We start from the raw sequence: 18,680 nt of genomic DNA, 5'->3' as shown, positions 1-18,680 counted from the left end.
GGCAGATGCCTGGCTTTTGTTTTCAGATGACCAAATTCCCCGTTTTTCTTCTGGGTGCCGTACTGGCACTGCCGTTGCACGCCAAGCCTTTGCAGACAACAGTGCTGCCGTTGGCGCCGGCGACCCAAGCCTATGTAAATTCACTTAGCCAGCTTTCGCTCTGCTATCCTGCGACGCTTCCTCCACCATACCTGATGGCCGAGGGGGGACTGCTCAAGGATCGTCTTGCCCGGTTGCAGGAGCTGTTCCCGATTCCGCTGGTGCTCAAAGAGTTGCCCGATTGGCAGACATTGCGCAACGGGCTCGCAGAGGGGGAATGCGACATCATTCCCTATGTCGGAACCCGCAAGAAGGCCGTGGAGGGCATGCGGTTAAGTCGTCCGATGATGGAGACAGATGCCGCCATCCTCTACAAGGGTGAAAATCTCAAACAGGCCCGCTTTCTGGTCTACTCGGTGGCAGACTCTGCCCGCCTGCTGCACGAGCTCTATCCTCAGGCACGCATTATTTCCCTAAAGAGCGGAGAGAAGGTCTACGATGCGCTGCAGAGTGGCAAGGGTGATGCCTATCTGGGGGACTATCTGCAACTGCGCTATCTGATGCGCGAGTTTCCTGCCGATGGTTTGCGCCTGCGCCGCCTGTTTGGTGAGGATCGGATCATCAGCTATCGCCTGATGATGCGTGATCAGCCTGAGTTGGCCAATCTGGTGGACACCCTGATCCGTCATATGCCCGCCGGTACTATCTATACCGATCTGGCCCGTTATCTCGATCAGGGGTCGCTCTACGTCAACCAACCCCACTTCAGCGATACCGAGCAGGCCTGGTTATCCGGCCGCGGGCGCACCATTCGTCTTGTGGTCAATCCCGAGTTGATGCCCTATAGCGGTGTCAATGATCTGGGGGAGGCGAAAGGGTGGAGCGCGGATGTGCTGCGCTGGGTCACCCAGGAGACCGGCCTGAAATACAAGCTGGTACCTGCAGCCAGCAAGGCGGAGGCCGTAGAAAAGCTGCGCCTTGGTGAGGCGGATATGATGGCCGGCTTGCCGGAATCCCCGGCATTGACGGATCAGTTCATTTTCAGTCGGACGATCTCCACCAATCGGTTTGCCTTGATCAGCAAGCGCAAGTTGGCTGCCGATCGCATCACCCAGCTCAAGCGGCAGCGTATTCTGGTACCTGAATCCCTCTACGATCCCTCCTTGCTCGCCCTGCTTGGTGATCAGGAGTGGCTTCGCACCGACGGCCTCGAGCAGGGGTTAGCAGCGATCAAGCAAGGCAAGGCTGACGCCATGCTGAGCGAGCTATATCAGCTGCAATATCCCCAGCGTACCAACTTGCTGGAAGGGCTCGATATCGAGGAGCTGGAAGATCGTTTCGGCCTAGGCTTTGCCATCAACAAGAGTCAGACCGAGCTAGCCGGTGTGATGGACCGCAACCTGATGGCGCTGACCAGCACCCAGATCGACGAACTTAACCAGCGCTGGCGCAGCTTGCTCGTCGTGCAGCAACCCGGTGTGAGCTACGCCGCCTGGTTTGGCTCCATCGCCATGGCACTGCTGATCAGCGGTATTGTCATCGGCGGGATCTGGCGTTCCCGCCAGCAACTGGCAAGGGAAGTGGCCCAGCGTCACGCCGCCGAGAAGGCGCTGGCCATCGAGAGCGAGCTGCGGGAAACCATGTTTCAGGCGTTGCCGGTGCCCGTCTATCTGCGCAACAGCCAGGGCAAGGTGATCAAATCCAATAAACAGGGGCGACGTCTGGCCCTGCGCTACTCTCAGCAGTTGATGCTGCCGCCGGTTCAGCCGCAAAAGAGCGAAGGGGAGCTGGTGCTGGGGGAGCAGGCCTTCGCCTATGCCCAGCATCCGCTGCGGCTGGACAAGCAAGCACCTGCCACCGATCTCATCGCCCTGTCGGATATCAGTGTGCTGCGTGAGCAGGCCCGTTTTCTGCGTCAGGCAGAGCGCCGCCTGCGTGCCCTGACCAATACAGTCCCCGGCGTGGTGCTGCAGTTTATGTTCGAGCGGGGACGGGTAGGGGCCATCGAGTTTATCAGCCGAGGCTGTTACGAGCTGCTGGGGCTGGCGAGCCAGCAGATCCGCCGTGAGCCCAAACGGGTGCTCATTATGCTGGAGCGCGAGGATCGCCGCCGGGTAAGCCGTGAGATGTTCGCCATGTTGCAGGCTGGCAAACCCTTCGCATTCACCCTGCGCTATCACCATCCGACCAAGGGTCTGCGCTGGTTGCAGCTCTATGGCCGTGGCCGCAGTCAACCGCATGGTTGGCGAATTTATGCGGTGATGCAGGATGCCACTGCCCGGGTCGAGCAGGATCAAGCATTGCAGCACTCCCATGAACAGGCGCAGCAGGCGGTGCAGGCCAAGGGCCGTTTCCTGGCGGCGATTAGCCACGAGATCCGTACACCGATGAACGCCATGCTCGGCTTGCTTGAGTGGCTGGCCAGCACCCCTTTGTCGAGAGAACAGGATTCGGCGCTGGCGCGGGTGCGTCAGGCGGGGGATGAGCTGCTCGGCCTGCTCAACGATGTACTCGACTTTAGTCGCAACGAAAACAGCAAACTCTCCCTCTCGCCCCAGCCCACCGATTTCGCCGAGCTGTGCGAGCACGTGGCGGCGGTGCACTGGAGCAAGGCCAGATCCAAGCGGCTGCAATTACGATTGCGGCTTGACCCCGCCTTGCCAGCCTTGCTGACTCTCGATCCCCATCGGGTACGGCAAGTGCTCCACAACCTGCTCTCCAATGCCATCAAGTTCAGCCTGCGTGGGGAAGTGGTGCTGTGGGTCGAGGTAGTCGCATCGACCTTGCGCTTCGGGGTCGATGATGAAGGGCCGGGGATCACCGCCAAGATGCGCCCTACTCTCTTTATGCCATTCGAGCAGTTTGCTGTTGAAGGGCAGTTGCGGGCGCCGGGCACCGGCCTTGGTCTGGCGATCTGCAAGCAGCTGCTCGAGCAGATGGGCGGGTTGATCGATGTCGAGGGACGCCCGGGCGGTGGTAGCCGCTTCTTCTGCGAGTTGCCGTTGCAACAGGTTCAGCAAGATATCGATTGGCAGCCAAGAGTACGCCAGTTATCCCTCTCACTGCCTCACGATGAGGTTTTGGGGGTCACGCCCTGGTTGTCCAGGCTCGGTATTCATGTTGCCAGTCGTGCGGTTGATCTGCTGCAGGCCGAGAGAGACGAGGATAGTCTGTATCACTGGTCATGGCAGGGGGAGTCCTGGGTGCCGGGCACCATGATCAGCCTGTTCCAGCCACGGATGACATCAGAGCAACCTGTGGGTGAGATGCAGCCCGGGCTTGGTATGCGGGTACTGCTGGTTGAGGATCACGATGTCAACCGGGAGCTGATCTGTATGCAACTGGGGCAACTCGGTGCAAGCGTAGTCAGTGCCGCCAATGGGCAGCTGGCGCTGGAGATGCTGGTGAAGCACCAGGTGGATCTTGTGTTGACAGACCTGCAGATGCCGGTGATGAACGGGGCCGAACTGTGCAGGCAATTGCGCAAATCCGCGCGTTGGGCCCGTCTTCCGGTCTATGTGATCACCGCAGATCTCAGTGAGCAAGCGGCAAGGGAGCTGCAATCCTGCGGTTGCGATGGTCATCTGGACAAGCCGGTCGCCCTCAAGGTGCTGGCGACCTTGCTGCGCCATATTGCCAAAGAGGGGAGCAATGCTGTCGCCCCGACGCCGGTTGCCTCGTTGCTGACCGATGAACTGGCTGCCCTTTATCTGAAGGCTACCCGTGATGATTTGGCCGAACTTGAACGCTGCTGCACAGAAGAAGATGAAGTTGGCGTGAATGCTGCTTTACACAAGCTGAAGGGGGCCGCCAGAATGGTAGGAGCCACGGCGCTGGTGACGGTGATTGACGAGTGGCAACAAGCCCCCCATCCAGCTCTCCAGAGCAGTTTGAATCGGGCGTTGGATGAGTTCAGCCAGCATTTCTCGAAAAGGACCCAAGATGATCATTACTGATGAAGAACTGCTGGCGTTGCTCGACTCGGAAGAGCACGAGGCGGCAGATTTTTGCCCTGTCTTGCTGTATGCGCTTGATCGGGCCTCCCATGAGCTGGCAAAGAGCACGACACTCCCCTCCTATGTCACTTTGCAGCGCACCCAACCGGATGCCTGCTGGCAGTGGGAAGGGTTGTTTGCGGCAGGAGCCATTGCCCTTTACGATCCTGCCGCTCACCAGCAGGCGGACTATTTCCCCGAGTTGCAGCATCATCAGGGAATTTATGCCATTGGTGAAGATTGGCTGGGAGGACTTGCCGCCAGTTACCGTGACTGGAACAACTGGCTGGCGGCCAAGCGGGTACTGCTGCTAGAAGATCACCCGTTTCAGGGGATGCAGTTACAGCAAGCTATCGCCGAACTGGGGCTCTCCTGCCAGTGGGTGCAGGATGAAACTGCCTGTCTTGCTGCGTTGGAGGCTGGCGACATCAGTCTGCTGGTGTGTGATCTCAGTCTGGTGGAGCAGGATGCCATCAGCCTGCTGATGAGCCAGCCGCAAATTCAGCGCAGCGGGTTGCCGATCATTCTCTTGTCGGCGCACGAGCAGACATTGATCGACGGTGCCCGCCGTCTGCTGCACGATGCCGGTTTCAATGTGCTGGCTGCACTGGCCAAGCCACTCGATGGCAACGAGTTGCTCAGGTTGCTGCGCGGACTCTATCTGGGGCCTCTGCGTCAGCAGCGCTTGAGCGGCCAGCGCCGCTCCATCCGCCGTTGGCAGGGGGAGGTGCAGGGTCAGCTAGGGCTGCTCTCCAGTCCCGCGACCCCTCATCCGGTCTGGCTGGCGGTGACCGGCTTGCCCAGCCGCTGGGAGGCACTTAAAGAGTGGTTGACGGATCAGTCACGTAGCCCCACAGAGCTGACATTATTGATCCATCGTCGGGATCACCTGTTGAGCAATGGAGAGCGGTTTGCGCTGGTACTGCAAGCGAGTCTGGCGGGGAGCAAGCTGGCGTTGCTACTCGATAACAGCCAGCATTTGCCATTCGATCTGCTGGAGCGTTTGCCGTTGAGCGCTTTGCTGCTGGGGCAGGCGCTTTTACCCGAAATAGAGTCATTGGCCATGGACTCCCTGCTGGGACGCTTTATGGCCAGGGTTCGGGAGCTGGGGATCGCCGTCTATCTGGATGATCCTTACAACCTGCTCGACGTCGAGGTGTGGCGAGAGCGCGGTATGACGGGGCGCTGGTAAGCCATGCCGCGCTACCTCTGCTGGCCCATGCACCGGGAGCGCCTTGGCAAAGGGCTGGAGGGCTGGCCCCATCCGGTTTCCCGGGCCGCGCTGCCACTGGCGATGCAGGTCTCCGAGGTGCCGTGTTTGCTGCGTGAGCTGCATGGGGTGGCGCCTGCCCGCATGCTGGCTGCTTACGATGCATTGAGTGAAGAGAGCATCTATCTGCGCTTTATGCGTCCGAAACGGACACCGCCACCGGAACAGGTGGCCCAATTTCTCAATTACCATCCCGAGCAACAGATCTCGCTGTTGCTGACCGATCTGGCTGGTGAGCCGCTGGCTCAGGCGCAATCAATCCGCCGTCGCCTTCATCCCGATCGGGCGGAGTTTTCTTGCATCGTGGCGGATCACTTTCAGCACAAGGGGGCGGGGCGACGGATTCTACTGGCGCTGGCACTGCTTGCCAGGGCGGACGGGATCCGGGAGTGGACGGCGGAAGTGCTGGCCCAGAACCGGCCCATGCTGACCTTGCTCAAGCGCCTTGGCTTGCCGCTGACCTTGGTAACCGGGCGGGAGATGGTCTTTGTCAGGCTGGATCTGTCGGTACTGGATGCCTGGTTGCCCGCACCGCCAGCGGCGCCGCTTAAGACCAAGGGCGAATAGTGACACTTTTTTCCCTGTGCTAAGGTCACATTTATTGTGCGGGGATAGACGGAGCAGCTTATGGCGCAGTCATATAAACATATCGTGATCCTGACCGGCGCGGGGATCTCTGCCGAATCCGGCATCAAGACTTTTCGTGCCTGCGACGGTTTGTGGGAAGAGCACAAGGTCGAGGACGTGGCGACCCCCGAGGGGTATGCCCGGGATCCCGAACTGGTGCTGCGCTTTTACAACTCCCGCCGCAAACAGCTGCAACAGCCCCAGGTTCATCCCAATCCGGCCCACTATGCGCTGGCCCGTCTCGAGCGGCTTTTGCCCGGCACGGTCACCCTGGTCACCCAGAACATCGACAATCTGCACGAGAGCGCGGGTAGCAAGAACCTTATCCATATGCACGGGGAGCTGCTCAAGGCCCGCTGCCCAGAGTCCGGTCAGGTGATCGAGTGGCGCGGTGATCTCCATCAGGACGAGCTATGCTCCTGCTGCCAGTTCCCTCAGCCGATGCGCCCCCATGTGGTCTGGTTTGGCGAAATGCCGCTCGGGCTGGATCGCATCTACAGTGCGCTGGCCCAGTGCGATCTCTTTATCTCCATCGGCACCTCTGGCGCTGTCTATCCGGCGGCCGGGTTTGTCCATGAGGCGGGCCTCAACGGGGCGCACACCATCGAGCTCAATCTCGAGCCGAGCGAGGTAGGTAGCCAGTTTGACGAAAAACGCTATGGGCCGGCCTCCTTGCTGGTGCCCGCCTATGTCGATGAGTTGCTGGAGGCGTGCGGCATTCATCAACCGAGGCAAGTCGAGGGGCACAACTGGATGGAGATGCGCGGTCCCTGAGCTACTGTGCGACGGGACAGTTGCAATGGTTCGGTGAAATCGCCACACTGGCAACCATTTAAAAAATGGGACGCAGTTGGCGCAAATTACCATGACCGCAGTCAAGCAATGGATCGCTTTTTTTCTCCTGATGCTGGCCAGTGCCAGCGCATCGGCCTCCATCCCCCTGATGACTCTGGTACTGCCAGATGGCCAGCAGGTGACCCTCGATGAGGCGGCCCTCTCCGCCTTGCCACAGACCGAATTCACCACGACTACCCCCTGGACTCAGGGCGCCCACCACTATCGCGGGCCGACCCTGTCAGCCGTGCTGGCGGCGCAAGGGATCCCGGATGCTCGCAAGATCGCCGTCTCGGCCCTCAACGGTTATCAGCAGGTGGTGGATCTGGCCCTGTTCGACGGCGTGCCGCTGACCCTGGTGCGTCAGGAGGACGGCAAACCGCTGACCCGGCGCAACAAGGGGCCGCTCTGGCTGCTCATCCCGTTCACCACCTATCCCAAGCTGGACGTCCCTGCCATTCACAACTGCATGGTGTGGCAGGTGACCCGCATCGAGATCGTCGATTGATGGGGCTATCCCGCCAAAATCTGCTGTTGGTTGCGGTGTCGCTGCTGTTTCTGCTCTCGTCCGGCAGCAGCCTCTATCTGCAGTATCGGCAGGAGCAGCTGGTCGATACTTTCTACCGCAATGTCCACTGGAACATCAGCCAGGTAATGCTCGAATCCCAGCGTTTCCTCTACGATCTGCAGCTCTATCGGGCTGGCAGACTGTCGATGGAGACCCTGAGCCTCGATTACGATCTGCTGTGGAACCGGCTCGACATCTTCCTCATCAGCAGCGAGACCGCCGAGATGCGCCAGCGGCACGGGCTCGGCAAGGCGCTGGCCACCCTGTTCGAGCAGATCAAGCAGCTCGAACCCCAGATGGAGGCCGGTGCGCTGCGCGAGGGGGCTGAGCTTGCCCGCTTGCAGGAGGCGATCGCCAGCCAGACCCGTCTCATCGAACAGATAGGGGATCAGATCCTCTCCGGCCAGGAGCGAGAGCATTCGGTCAGCCAAATCCGCAACAGCCTGTTCTGGCTGCAGATCTGGCAACTGATCCTGTTGCTGACTGGCGGCGCTCTGGTCGCAGCCCTCATTCGCGCCAATCTGGCGAACCGTCGGCTTGCCCTGCTCGATCCCCTGACCCAGCTTGGCAACCGCCGTGCCCTGCAGGAGCAGCTCTCTCGCGCTCTGCATGCCGATGATGTGAGCGCCCTGGTGGTGCTCGATCTCAAGCGCTTCAAGCAGGTCAATGATCTGCTGGGTTATCAGGTCGGTGATCGGTTGTTGCAGATGGTGGCCAACAAGCTGCAACAGGCTCATGGCAGTCACGCTTACCGCCTCGGTGGTGACGAATTTGCCGTGGTGCTGACCAAGGCAGATGATGCGCTGGAAACCGCCATTCATGAGCTGGTGGATCTGCTCCATTTCGAGTTCGTGACCCGGGAGTGCAGCTTCGATCTGGCCTGTCGGCTCGGGGTTGCCAAGGCGCAGCAACAGGATGCCGCCCGGTTGCTGGATCAGGCCATCCTGGCCCTTAACCAGGCCAAGCGTAGCCAGGAGGGGGCGATCAGCTGGTTTGAGCCAGCCATGCTGCAGCAGTTGCAGTTGAGTCAGCAGCAGCTTCATCAGCTGCGAGAGTGGTTGGCGGGGCGCGAGCCAGCACCGCTGCGAGTGGCATTGCAGCCGCTGACGGACGGGCAGGGCAACGAGATGTGGCAATTGGCGCTTGAGTGGCGTGAGCAGGGAGTCCCATGCCATATGCGCTGGCTGCAGGAGTGCGGCGTACTGGGGCCCGTGTTGGCCCGTGTGCTGCAAACGCACGAGGCGCAGTATGCCGATGGTCGGACACTGCTGGTCCCGCTCGACAATCAGGCCCAGCTGACCCATCTACTGGCCTATTTGCCGGAGGCTTCCTGCACGCCGCTAGTGTTGCTGGTACCGACGCTACAGCCGGATGGTGCCCTGCTAGCGGGATTGCGGCAGCAGGGTTGCACTCTGGCGCTCAGAGAGATTGGCAGCACCACCGCGGCGCAGTTGGCCGCCGGCTGGCCTGTCCGCTACTGGTTGCCGCAGGGTGATGAAGATGGCGAGTTGTTGCAACCTCTGGCCAGACGATTGGGGCTGGAGCCACTGCAAGTGCTGGCAGTCAGGGAGACCCGGTCGCTGGCCTGAGGGCAAAAAGCGGTATTGCACTGGCAAGAGACAAAATGACACAAGGCGACCTCGGGGTCGCCTTGTTTCGTTTATTGCCCCTGAAAGTCAGGGGCGAGGGGCGCAGGATTGTCTGATCACCAGGTCAGGGTCGACGGTGATCAGGTGGTTCTCCACCGCTTCGCCGTTGATCCGCGCCAACAAGCGGGTGACGGCGAGGCGCCCCAGCTCCTCCTTGGGCTGGTTGACGGTGGTGAGTGGCGGCGACATAAATTCGGCCAGCGCCACATTGTCGTAGCCGACGATGGAGAGGTCGCGCGGGATCACTAGCCCCGCCTGATGGGCGGCACTGATGGCCCCCATCGCCATCATGTCGTTGCAGACAAAGAGGGCGGAGGGGCGCTTGGGCAATACCAGCAGACGAGTCATCGCCTGATGGCCGCTGGCGCAGTCAAAATCACCCTCCTGAATCCAGTCAGGATTGAGCGTGAGCCCTGCCTCCTGCAGCGCCTGTTCGAAGCCAGCCTGCCGCTGGTTGGCGGGGGCACGGCTGTGGGGGCCTGTGATACAACCGATGGCGGTATGGCCCAGCTCAATAAGATGGCGGGTCGCCAGATAACCACCGTGGAAGGAGTTGTCGGCGATCAGATCCACATCCTCACTGACCAGCCCCCAATCCATCACCACCACCGGCAGGCTCTTGAGCCAGTCGAGCTGATTGAACACCTCTTGCTGCCCTTCGCTACACATGATGAGCAGGCCATCGACCCGCTTGCGCAGCATCATCTTGAGGTAGGAGAGGGCCGTCTCGGCTTGACCCTCGGTGTTGCCCAGCATCAGGTTGTAGCCCTGCTCGAAGCAGTAGCGCTCCACCCCGCGCACCACCTCGGCAAAGAAGGGGTTGCTGGAGGTGGTGACCAGCATGCCGATACTGTTGGTCTCCTTCACCTTAAGGCTGCGGGCCACCAGACTCGGGGCATAGTTGAGCTCGCGCATGGCCGCGAAGACCCGCTCACGGGTCTCCTCGGCCACGAAACGGGTCTCGTTGATGACATGGGAAACGGTGGTGGTGGAGACCTGGGCCCTCGCCGCCACCTCCTTGATATTGGCCATCAGTTCCCCTGCGCAGTCTGCTCAAGCAGGAAGGCGTCAACCTCCTGCTTGCTCGGGATGGAGCTCTGGGCACCGAACCGGGTGACGGAGAGTGCCGCCGCCCCGTGGGCAAAGCGCACCGCACCGTGGAAATCGGCTCCGGCCAGTTCCGCCGCCAGCAGGGCGCCGTTGAAGGTATCGCCCGCGGCTGTTGTATCCACCGCCTTGACCCGAAAGCCCGGGATCAGCTGTTGCTGCTGTGCGTTGCTGCAATAGACCCCCTGCGACCCCAGGGTGATCATCACGTCCGCAATCCCCATCTGGTGGAAGCGGGCGGCCGCCTCGCGGGCACTCGCTTCATCGGTGACTTTCACGCCGGTCAACAGCTCGGCTTCGGTCTGGTTGGGGGTGATGAGATCCACCAGTGCCAGCAGTTCGCTTGAGAGTGGGCGGGCGGGGGCGGGGTTGAGCACCACCCGGGTGCCATGGGCGCGGGCCAGCCGTGCAGCCTCATGGACGCTCTCGAGCGGCACTTCCAGCTGCAACAGCAGGGTGTGGGCGTCGGCGATCATCGCTTCGTGGTTTTTCACCACGGCAGGGGTGATGGCACCGTTCGCCTCGGCGGAGATACCTATGCTGTTCTCCCCCTCATCGCTCACATAGATGATGGCGATACCGGTCGGGAGCTTGGGATCGAGTTCGACGGCGCTCACATCGATACCGTCTTTGGCAAAACCGCTCTTCATCTGGTGGCCGATGGCGTCATCACCGATACGGGCGATAAAGGAGACGGGGGCGCCAAGGCGGGCGGCAGCGACTGCCTGATTAGCCCCCTTGCCACCCGGCACCACCTGATAGCTGTGGCCGGTCAGGGTTTCACCCGGGCGAGGAAAGTGGGGAACGCGCAGCACATGGTCTGCATTGACACTGCCCAGAACGACGAGACGATTCATGTTGACTACTCCTGATGCATCTTGGCTTGAACACAATAACTGAGTGAGCTCAAGCCGGGAGGCACCGCAATTGATGGGAAAAGGGGAGGCGAACCTCCCCTCGAGAACTTACTTGCTGACCACTTGCAGCGGTACCGGAATGGATTTCTCGACCGGCTGACCTTTCAGCACCTTGTCGGCAGTCTCGACACCGATGGCACCGATCAGGGCCGGTTGCTGGGCCACGGTGGCGGCCAGTTTACCCTTGGCAACGGCGGCTTTGCCATCGTCAGTGCCGTCGAAGCCGACGAGCATCACCTCTTTGCCGGCGGCCTGCACCGCACGGATGGCACCCAATGCCATCTCGTCGTTCTGGGCGAACACTGCCTGTACGGTCGGATGGGCGGCCAGCAGGTTTTCCATGACGTTCAGACCCTTGGTGCGGTCAAAGTCGGCAGGCTGGGAAGCCAGCACCTGCAGCTTGTTGGCCGCCACGGCCAGGGCAAAACCTTCGCCACGGTCGCGGGCGGCGGAGGTACCGGCAATCCCTTCCAGCTGGATCACCTTGGCGCCGGTACCCAGTTTCTCGGTGATGAAGTCACCGGCCAGCTTGCCGCCCGCCACGTTGTCGGAGGCAATGTGAGCCTTGACCTCACCCTGCGCAGCGCCGCGGTCCAGGGTCAGCACCGGAATGCTGGCGCGGTTGGCCAGACGGATAGCGTTGCCGACAGCTTCGGAGTCGGTGGGGTTGATCAGGATGGCGCCGACCTTGCGTACGGTGAGATCTTCCATGTTGGAGAGCTCTTTGGCCGGGTCATTCTGGGAGTCCAGTACCACCAGCTCGTAGCCAAGCTCTTTGGCTTTGGCTTCGGCACCCTCTTTCATGGTGACGAAGAAGGGGTTGTTGAGGGTGGAGACCACCATGGCCAGGGTTTGATCGGCGGCCTGGGCGGTGCCCAGCACGGACATGATGGCGGCAGCGAGCAGGGTATTGAGCTTTTTCATCATTTCATTCCTTGTGTGTGGCTTGTCTTATCAACGATTGCTTTTGTTATCGATCATCACGGCAAGCAAGATCACGCTGGCCTTGGCGATCATCTGGTAATAGGAGGATACGTCGAGCAGGTTGAGGGCGTTATTCAGGAAGCCAATGATCAAGGCACCGATCAGGGTACCCATGATGCGGCCCTTGCCGCCCATCAGGCTGGTACCACCCAGCACCACGGCGGCGATGGCATCCAGCTCGTAACCCATGCCCGCCGTCGGCTGGGCAGAGGAGAGGCGAGAGGTGACGATAAGCCCTGCCAGTGCCGAGAGCGCGCCGCACAGACCATACACCGCCAGCTTCACCCGATCCACATTGATACCGGAGAGGCGGGTAGCCGATTCGTTGCCACCCAGCGCGTAGATGTAGCGACCGAGACGGGTGTGGTTGAGCATGAACCAGGCGAGCAGGAAGACGATGGCCATCAGCCAGATGGGTACCGGCAGACCGAACAGGTAACCGGTACCGAGCCAGGCGAAGTGATCGGCGCCGTCACTGAAACCGGTGGAGATGGGACGACCCTCGGTATAGACCATGGTGATGCCGCGCAGGGCGGTCATGGTGACCAGGGTGGCGATAAATGCCTGCACCTTGCCCTTGGCAATGATGAGGCCGCTGACGCCGCCAAGCAGGGCACCGGCACCCAGGGTGAGGGGAACCACCAGCCAGATAGGCAGCTCCATCGCTACCATAGTCGCGGCCAGCGCACCGCACAGGGCCAGCACAGAGCCAACCGACAGATCGATACCGGCGGTGAGGATAACCAGCGTCATGCCGACCGCCATGATGGCATTGACCGAGGTCTGGCGCAGGATGTTGAGCAGGTTGTCGACGCTGAAGAAGTTGGGATTGAGCGCGGAGACGACACCAATCAGCACCAGCAGGGCGACCAGGGATTTGTTCTCGATCCACCACGCCTTGCTCATGACGCCACGGCGGGAAAGGGTTTGGGTTGTCATTGGGATGCCTCTTGCTCTGCTTGCCACTGTTTACCGACTGCCGCCGCCATCAGCTTCTCCTGATTGGCATCGCGGGTGTTGAACTCTGCGCTGATGCGCCCTTCGTGCATCACCATGATGCGATCACTCATGCCGAGCACTTCCGGCATCTCGGAGGAGACCAGAATGATGCTCATCCCCTCCTTCTTGAACTGGTTGATCAGCTGATAAATTTCCTTTTTCGCCCCCACGTCGACGCCGCGGGTCGGCTCGTCGAGGATCAGCACCTTGGGCCGGGTCAACAGCCCCTTGGCGATGGCCACCTTCTGCTGGTTGCCGCCGGAGAGCAGCTTGATCAGCTGATCCTGACTCGGGGTCTTGATGTTGAACAGACGCACATAGTCGCTCACCGCCTGCCGCTCGGCCTTGCCGTCGATCTTGCAGTTGCTGATGAACTCGTCGAGGGCGCACAGACTCATGTTTTCGCGCACCGACAGCTCCAGCACCAGCCCATCCCCCTTGCGATCTTCGGAGATATAGGCGATGCCTGCGGCCAGCCCATCGGCCGGGCTTTTGGGCACCAGAGCATGACCGTCCACTGCCACTTCACCGGCGCTGATGGGGCTGGCGCCGTAGATCAGTTTCATCAGCTCGGTGCGGCCGGAGCCCATCAGGCCGCTAAAGCCCAGAATTTCTCCCTGACGCAGGGAGAAGCTCACCCCGCGCACGCCGGGACCGGCCAGATCTTTCACCTGCAGGCTGACGGGGCCGAGCTCGCGCTCAAGGCGCGGGTACTGCTCTTCCAGCCGGCGGCCCACCATCATCTCGATGATCTTGTCTTCATCCAGATCGCTCACCGCCTTCTCGCCGATCCACTTGCCGTCCCGCAGCACAGTGACCCGATCGCAGATCTCGAAGATCTCCTTGAGACGGTGGGAGATATAGACGATGCCGCAACCCTGCTCACGTAGCTCGCGGATAACCTTGAACAGTTGCTCGGTCTCGGTATCGGTCAGCGCATCGGTGGGTTCATCCATGATGATGACGCTGGCATCGAACGACAGCGCCTTGGCGATCTCCACCATCTGCTGTTCGCCGATGGAGAGATCCCCGAGTCGGGTATCCGGCCCGTGTTTGACGCCAAGTCGTGCCAGCAGGGTGCTTGCCCGCTCGCGCAGCTGTTTGTGGTCGATGCTGCCAAAACGGGTGCGCGGTTCGCGACCGAGGAAGATGTTGGCGGCAATCGACAACTCCGGCAGCAGGTTCAGCTCCTGGTGGATGATGCTGATCCCCTGATCCTGAGAGTCGCGCGGCCCCTTGAAATGAACCGGTTGACCGCGATAGCTGACGCTGCCCGCATCGGCCTGATAGATGCCGGTCAGCACCTTCATCAGGGTGGATTTACCGGCGCCATTTTCACCGAGCAGGGCCATCACCTGGCCCGGATAGACCCGCAGACCCGCTTCGTCGAGGGCGCGCACACCGGGGAAGGTCTTGACGATCCCGGTCAGCTCCAGAATGGGTGAGAGGGGGGAGGTTGTGCTCATTTGCAGCTTCCTTGAAGAGGCCTTCTTTGAAGAATGTCAGAACGCCACACCGGCGCAGAGGATGAGGTTGGCGTAGGGAGTCACCTCGCCGCTGCGCACGATCGCCTTGCTCTGGCGGGAGCGGGTCTTGAACTCCTCGTGCAGGCAGTATTCGATGGCGATGGGCTTGCCCTGGGCGGCTGCGTGGGCCTCAAGCTGATCGACCAGCGCCTGATGGGCGGCGGGGCTGATCTGCTTGATCTCGCTCGCCATGATCACCTTCTCCACCACCAGATCGGTGAGCAGGGCGGTCAGTACGGTTTCAAGGCTGGGGGTGCCCGCCATCAACGCCAGATCGATCCGCTCCGGACCTGCCGGAATGGGCAAGCCTGCATCGCAGACGGTGATCTCGTCGGTGTGGCCCATCTGTGCCACCAGAGCACTCAGGGGAGCATTGAGCAGTACGCCTCGTTTCATACAGCACCTCATCAGGCCTTGGCCCGTCAATCTGTGAACCGCTAGGCAACCGGTTACGCAACCGGTTGCGTCATGGCGCAAAGATAGGCTTTTTACTAAGGAAGGGCCACGGCAAAACCACGGAAATGTGAAAACGATCTCAAAGGCGGGAGAAGAAGTACAGGGGAGGAGGCCGGAAGGGTGTCAGCAGAGCCCTGACACCCTTGTTATTTATCGAGCTATTGATTTTATGGTTAGTTGGCCAGTGCCTTGGCGACCGCCGGACGGCTCAGCATGCGTTGATAATGATCGGCCACTTTGGGGAATTCACTGATCTCGACCCCATCGCTTTTCAGCCAGCCCGCGACCACGAACAGATAGATGTCCGCCACGCTGAACTGCTCGCCGAGTACCCAGGGACCGGCGAGATAGTGCTGCTCAATCTGGGCAAAGCCATCGCGCATATTGCTGGCGACTTTCTGCTGCATGGCGGCAATGGCCTGCTCGTCATCGGCCCAGCGGCTGCCACGGCGACCGTGGGCATGGGAGACATGCACAGTGGAGGCGAGGAAGCTGTTGACCTCCTGCATGCGGGCCAGCAGGAACGGGTTGTCCAGCGGCGCCAGTTTGGCATCGGGGAAGCGCTGTGCCACATAGTACAGCAGGGCCGGGGTCTCGGTCAGGGTGCCCTGCTCGGTGACAAGGGCAGGCACCCGCCCTTTGGGGTTGATGGCAAGATACGAAGGATCACGCTGCTCCCCTGCGGCGAGGTTGACGAGACGGGGTTGAAACAGGGCATTCGCTTCCAGCAGGGCAATCTGCACGGCCATGGCACAAGTGCCGGGAGCGAAATAGAGGGTCAGATCGGACATGAATACTCCTGATTGGCTCAGGCCACCCGCGATATCGGCGAAAAGCGTGTTTTCCGTGATATCTCGAGGGGTCATGAAAAAAGAGAGGGGGCAACGTTTGCCCCCAACCAATCTACACCCCTAAGGGGCGATGAAAAAGCGCAGAATTAATCGGTTTGTTTGCCCATTTCATAAATTCCTCGGCTAAGGGCGCAAATCAGATGGTGTTGAACTTGATGGGATAGTTGATACCTGAGGATGGGTGGTTGGTACTGAAAGGACTGGGGCACAGTAGCGTCCTTGGTTGTTCTCCCGCTCTTGCACGATCTGATCGTCATCAGATATTCTAATGTTTGGGTCGTTACAATGAATCCTATCTAACAAGATTGATCTTCATTTAGATCATCAAACAGAAAACGGCCTTTTTAGATAACTTTTTGATGACTGCAATCGTTTGCGTTTGATACCATGTTCTTCTACAAACTTTCCACTGCTGTCATGGTAGCTGTAATGTTTTATCATGCTTTAATCCGGTTATAAAATAGCATGTAGGGAGTTGAAAATATATATGCAGTAGCCATGTTGTTTACTAAGAGAAGGGGAGTGAAACTCAGCGAAATTGAGAGTTTTAAGGAAAGGTAGGAAGTAGGTTAAGGAAAATAAAGAGGTGATCAATGGATGATGACAAGGGAAAGTCAAGCAATATCAAAAATAAAACCAAACTGATATCGGGTTTTGTAGCTTTGGCAGTGATATGCGGAGGGTGGTACTGGTGGCTTAAAGAGCCCTATATTGAGCCAGAGATTAATCCCACCCCAACAGAATTGTTTACTATTCAGGGCGAGTTTCCTTTTGATAAGGGGTATCAATTAGCTGTTAATAGTACTTTCATTGCATCTAATAAAACTGACTCTACTTGCAGCAAAACTTTTTATGCGTTCGGAGTTATACCTGCAAATACTAGACTCAGGGGATGGCAAATAGATAACCCCATTAAGAAATATCAATCAAACAGATTCAGTGTAAAAGTGTCAAAAGACTATTTATTGCCTGGCCGATGTAATTGGGTGTTAGATTCTGTTGGCTATTTTATAGTGAAGGCAGGTTCCGAGTTGGAGGCTAATTTGAAAGCTAACCCTTCAGATCAACATAATCGTCAAGGGTATTTTTTATCTTCAGCATACAGCAATTGGAGTGAGTTAAAACTGGGGAGTGTAAATATTTCATGCCGACCAGATGTTGGTCTTAACAAATCAAAAGGTGGTGTTGTTTGTAAGCGACTGAATCAAAGTGAAGTAAACACATATAGACGTAACTATAAAGTTCATAATAAACCGCTACCATCGATAGTTAATTTTAAATTCGTTATGGAGGAAAAAATGTCAAGCTATAAACAAAATACTGTTTTAGAGAGTGCATATGGCGATCCACTAAATAATAATTTGTCCTATGAAAAGGGGGTATAAAGACTGTTAGTTAGATTAGCGAATCGTAATCGGACGTTAGCTGTTTCGATAAAATTGCACAGTTATTCCCCATAAACACATCCATTTTGCCTATATCTCCACAGTGGGGTCGCTATGAGTTCCTCCCTTCTAAATGGAGAAATACATCGCCCCCCTCATATTTCCCTACAAATTTGATCTGAAGCCGGCTGCAGTGGAGCACTTACAAAAATTGTGGTCTGTCTGGCTTAAAGATGACTATCTATATATTTTGCTGTTAATCGATGCGCGCCTGTGCCTCTCTGTGTCTATGACTGTCGTGCTTAAAAATTGAGCTGGTGGTTAAAAAGAGAAGGGGGCAAATATTGCCCCCTTTATCCATTAAGCCCGTGAGGGCCGATTAACCGCCGATTTAACCGGCCTTGGCCACCATGGCTTTCAGCTGCAGGAAGTACTGCTCGTAGAGGCGGGAGACATCACCCACATCGGACTGGAACTCGCCCTTGCGCTTGATCTCGTCGCTCGGGAAGACCATGGGGTTATTGCGAAACGCCGGGGTGAGCAGTGGAATAGCATCCTTGACCGGGGTGGGGTAGCCAATCGCCTCGGCCACCTTGGCGGCCACATCGGGGCGCATCAGGAAGTTGATCAGGGCGTGGGCCTCTTTCACATGTTTGGCTTTGGCCGGGATGGCGAGGTTGTCCATCCAGAGCACGGCGCCTTCTTCGGGGTAGGTCATCTGGATGGAGGGATATTCGCGCTGGGCGCCGTAGGCCGAGCCGTTCCACAGCATGCCGATATTGACCTCACCGGCGATAAAGGGGTCGGCCGGGTTGTCGGAGTTGAACGCCTTGACGTTGGGCATCAGCTTTTTCAGGTATTCGAAGGCTTCAGAAATTTGCGCCTTGTCTTGAGTGTTGGGGCTGTAGCCCAGCTGCACCAGCGCGATATGGAACACCTCGCGGGCATCGTCCATCAGCAGCAGGCTCTCTTTCCACTCTGGCGCCCAGAGCTGCTTCCAGCTAGTAACCGGTTGCTCGATGATGTCGGTGTTGGTGCCGATCCCGGTTGCGCCCCAGATATAGGGGATGGAATAGCGGTTGTCCGGGTCGTACTCGTGGTTGAGCAGGGTGGGGTCGAGGTGCTTGAAGTTGGGTAGCTGGGCGCGATCCAGCGGCTGCAGCATCCCCTCTTTGGCCATTTTCGAGATGAAGTAGGTGCTGGGCACCACCACGTCATAGCCGTCGCCATGGGTTTTCAGCTTGGCGTAGAGGGTCTCGTTGGATTCGTAGGTGGAGTAGATCACCTTGATGCCGGTCTCGTGCTGGAACTGTTCCAGCAGGCCGTCCGGCACATATTCCGACCAGTTGTAGAAGTAGACCACCTTGTCGTCGGCCGCGTGAGCGCTCTGGCTCAGCAGCGGGGTGGTGAGGGTGAGGGCGGCTGCCAGCAGGGCGCCGGCCTTGTGTTGGATTGTCATCAACAACTCCTTGG

At 58.9% G+C, this 18,680-nt stretch carries 15 protein-coding genes; 7 read left to right on the top strand and 8 right to left on the bottom strand.

Annotated elements, in window-relative coordinates:
- Window positions 1-5 precede the first annotated feature (5 nt).
- The 6 genes from G5221_RS01165 to G5221_RS01140 all read left to right on the top strand — a co-directional run bounded on the left by G5221_RS01165 (window position 6) and on the right by G5221_RS01140 (window position 8,922).
- Window positions 6-3,995 carry an ATP-binding protein gene (locus G5221_RS01165; protein WP_421262640.1) on the top strand — a complete coding sequence of 1,330 codons (3,990 nt, stop codon included), beginning with the start codon at window positions 6-8 and terminating at the stop codon, window positions 3,993-3,995.
- Window positions 3,982-5,226, top strand: coding sequence for a response regulator (locus G5221_RS01160; protein ID WP_421262639.1), 1,245 nt, complete (start codon window positions 3,982-3,984; stop codon window positions 5,224-5,226). Before G5221_RS01165 ends, G5221_RS01160 begins: the two co-directional genes overlap by 14 nt.
- A 3-nt stretch (window positions 5,227-5,229) precedes the next feature.
- Window positions 5,230-5,871 (top strand): GNAT family N-acetyltransferase, encoded by a 642-nt coding sequence (locus tag G5221_RS01155; RefSeq protein ID WP_267529324.1) that lies wholly within the window; start codon window positions 5,230-5,232, stop codon window positions 5,869-5,871.
- 60 nt (window positions 5,872-5,931) lie between these two features.
- Window positions 5,932-6,705, top strand: coding sequence for a Sir2 family NAD+-dependent deacetylase (cobB, locus tag G5221_RS01150; RefSeq protein WP_005351956.1), 774 nt, complete (start codon window positions 5,932-5,934; stop codon window positions 6,703-6,705).
- A gap of 91 nt (window positions 6,706-6,796) precedes the next feature.
- Window positions 6,797-7,273 (top strand): hypothetical protein, encoded by a 477-nt coding sequence (locus tag G5221_RS01145; protein WP_005336679.1) that lies wholly within the window; start codon window positions 6,797-6,799, stop codon window positions 7,271-7,273.
- Window positions 7,273-8,922, top strand: a complete 1,650-nt coding sequence (locus G5221_RS01140) for a diguanylate cyclase domain-containing protein (protein WP_421262638.1) — start codon at window positions 7,273-7,275, stop codon at window positions 8,920-8,922. Before G5221_RS01145 ends, G5221_RS01140 begins: the two co-directional genes overlap by 1 nt.
- Before the next feature lie 87 nt (window positions 8,923-9,009).
- Here G5221_RS01140 and G5221_RS01135 read toward each other — a convergent pair whose 3' ends face one another.
- The 7 genes from G5221_RS01135 to G5221_RS01105 all read right to left on the bottom strand — a co-directional run bounded on the left by G5221_RS01135 (window position 9,010) and on the right by G5221_RS01105 (window position 15,762).
- Window positions 9,010-10,014 carry a substrate-binding domain-containing protein gene (locus G5221_RS01135; protein WP_421262637.1) on the bottom strand — a complete coding sequence of 335 codons (1,005 nt, stop codon included), beginning with the start codon at window positions 10,012-10,014 and terminating at the stop codon, window positions 9,010-9,012.
- Window positions 10,014-10,946 (bottom strand): ribokinase, encoded by a 933-nt coding sequence (rbsK, locus tag G5221_RS01130; RefSeq protein WP_421262636.1) that lies wholly within the window; start codon window positions 10,944-10,946, stop codon window positions 10,014-10,016. The genes G5221_RS01135 and rbsK overlap by 1 nt, the downstream gene beginning before the upstream one ends.
- A gap of 108 nt (window positions 10,947-11,054) precedes the next feature.
- The gene (rbsB, locus tag G5221_RS01125; protein ID WP_421262635.1) at window positions 11,055-11,930 is read right to left on the bottom strand and encodes a ribose ABC transporter substrate-binding protein RbsB; all 876 of its coding nucleotides are present in this window, start codon (window positions 11,928-11,930) and stop codon (window positions 11,055-11,057) included.
- 30 nt (window positions 11,931-11,960) lie between these two features.
- A complete protein-coding gene (gene rbsC, locus G5221_RS01120; protein WP_421262634.1) occupies window positions 11,961-12,929 on the bottom strand; it encodes a ribose ABC transporter permease in 969 nt (322 codons plus the stop codon).
- Entirely contained in the window at window positions 12,926-14,455 is a 1,530-nt protein-coding gene (gene rbsA, locus G5221_RS01115; RefSeq protein WP_337072223.1) for a ribose ABC transporter ATP-binding protein RbsA, read from the bottom strand. The genes rbsC and rbsA overlap by 4 nt, the downstream gene beginning before the upstream one ends.
- Window positions 14,456-14,491: 36 nt before the next feature.
- A complete protein-coding gene (rbsD, locus tag G5221_RS01110) occupies window positions 14,492-14,911 on the bottom strand; it encodes a D-ribose pyranase (RefSeq protein ID WP_058052594.1) in 420 nt (139 codons plus the stop codon).
- A 233-nt stretch (window positions 14,912-15,144) separates the two neighbouring features.
- Complete coding sequence (locus tag G5221_RS01105; RefSeq protein WP_266134628.1) at window positions 15,145-15,762, bottom strand: glutathione S-transferase family protein; 618 nt, start codon at window positions 15,760-15,762, stop codon at window positions 15,145-15,147.
- Between the two features lie 653 nt (window positions 15,763-16,415).
- On the opposite strand from G5221_RS01105, the gene G5221_RS01100 reads away from it, so the two are divergent.
- Window positions 16,416-17,207, top strand: a complete 792-nt coding sequence (locus G5221_RS01100) for a hypothetical protein (RefSeq protein ID WP_266134629.1) — start codon at window positions 16,416-16,418, stop codon at window positions 17,205-17,207.
- A 391-nt stretch (window positions 17,208-17,598) separates the two neighbouring features.
- Here G5221_RS01100 and G5221_RS01095 read toward each other — a convergent pair whose 3' ends face one another.
- On the bottom strand, window positions 17,599-18,666 hold the full coding sequence (locus G5221_RS01095) for an extracellular solute-binding protein (protein ID WP_421262633.1): 1,068 nt from the start codon (window positions 18,664-18,666) through the stop codon (window positions 17,599-17,601).
- Window positions 18,667-18,680 lie beyond the last annotated feature (14 nt).

The organism is Aeromonas sp. 602200 (genome assembly GCF_049173895.1).
Lineage (GTDB): Bacteria > Pseudomonadota > Gammaproteobacteria > Enterobacterales > Aeromonadaceae > Aeromonas > Aeromonas veronii_A.
This window is presented reverse-complemented; position numbering and strand designations above follow the sequence as displayed.

Bases quoted from the DNA above. Each gene is read 5' to 3' on its own strand.
- G5221_RS01095 (WP_421262633.1), bottom strand. From the start codon at position 18,666: ATGACAATCCAACACAAGGCCGGCGCCCTGCTGGCAGCCGCCCTCACC.
- rbsA (WP_337072223.1), bottom strand. From the start codon at position 14,455: ATGAGCACAACCTCCCCCCTCTCACCCATTCTGGAGCTGACCGGGATC.
- G5221_RS01160 (WP_421262639.1), top strand. From the start codon at position 3,982: ATGATCATTACTGATGAAGAACTGCTGGCGTTGCTCGACTCGGAAGAG.
- G5221_RS01100 (WP_266134629.1), top strand. From the start codon at position 16,416: ATGGATGATGACAAGGGAAAGTCAAGCAATATCAAAAATAAAACCAAA.
- rbsK (WP_421262636.1), bottom strand. From the start codon at position 10,946: ATGAATCGTCTCGTCGTTCTGGGCAGTGTCAATGCAGACCATGTGCTG.
- rbsD (WP_058052594.1), bottom strand. From the start codon at position 14,911: ATGAAACGAGGCGTACTGCTCAATGCTCCCCTGAGTGCTCTGGTGGCA.
- rbsB (WP_421262635.1), bottom strand. From the start codon at position 11,930: ATGAAAAAGCTCAATACCCTGCTCGCTGCCGCCATCATGTCCGTGCTG.
- G5221_RS01155 (WP_267529324.1), top strand. From the start codon at position 5,230: ATGCCGCGCTACCTCTGCTGGCCCATGCACCGGGAGCGCCTTGGCAAA.
- G5221_RS01145 (WP_005336679.1), top strand. From the start codon at position 6,797: ATGACCGCAGTCAAGCAATGGATCGCTTTTTTTCTCCTGATGCTGGCC.
- rbsC (WP_421262634.1), bottom strand. From the start codon at position 12,929: ATGACAACCCAAACCCTTTCCCGCCGTGGCGTCATGAGCAAGGCGTGG.
- G5221_RS01105 (WP_266134628.1), bottom strand. From the start codon at position 15,762: ATGTCCGATCTGACCCTCTATTTCGCTCCCGGCACTTGTGCCATGGCC.
- cobB (WP_005351956.1), top strand. From the start codon at position 5,932: ATGGCGCAGTCATATAAACATATCGTGATCCTGACCGGCGCGGGGATC.
- G5221_RS01140 (WP_421262638.1), top strand. From the start codon at position 7,273: ATGGGGCTATCCCGCCAAAATCTGCTGTTGGTTGCGGTGTCGCTGCTG.
- G5221_RS01135 (WP_421262637.1), bottom strand. From the start codon at position 10,014: ATGGCCAATATCAAGGAGGTGGCGGCGAGGGCCCAGGTCTCCACCACC.
- G5221_RS01165 (WP_421262640.1), top strand. From the start codon at position 6: ATGCCTGGCTTTTGTTTTCAGATGACCAAATTCCCCGTTTTTCTTCTG.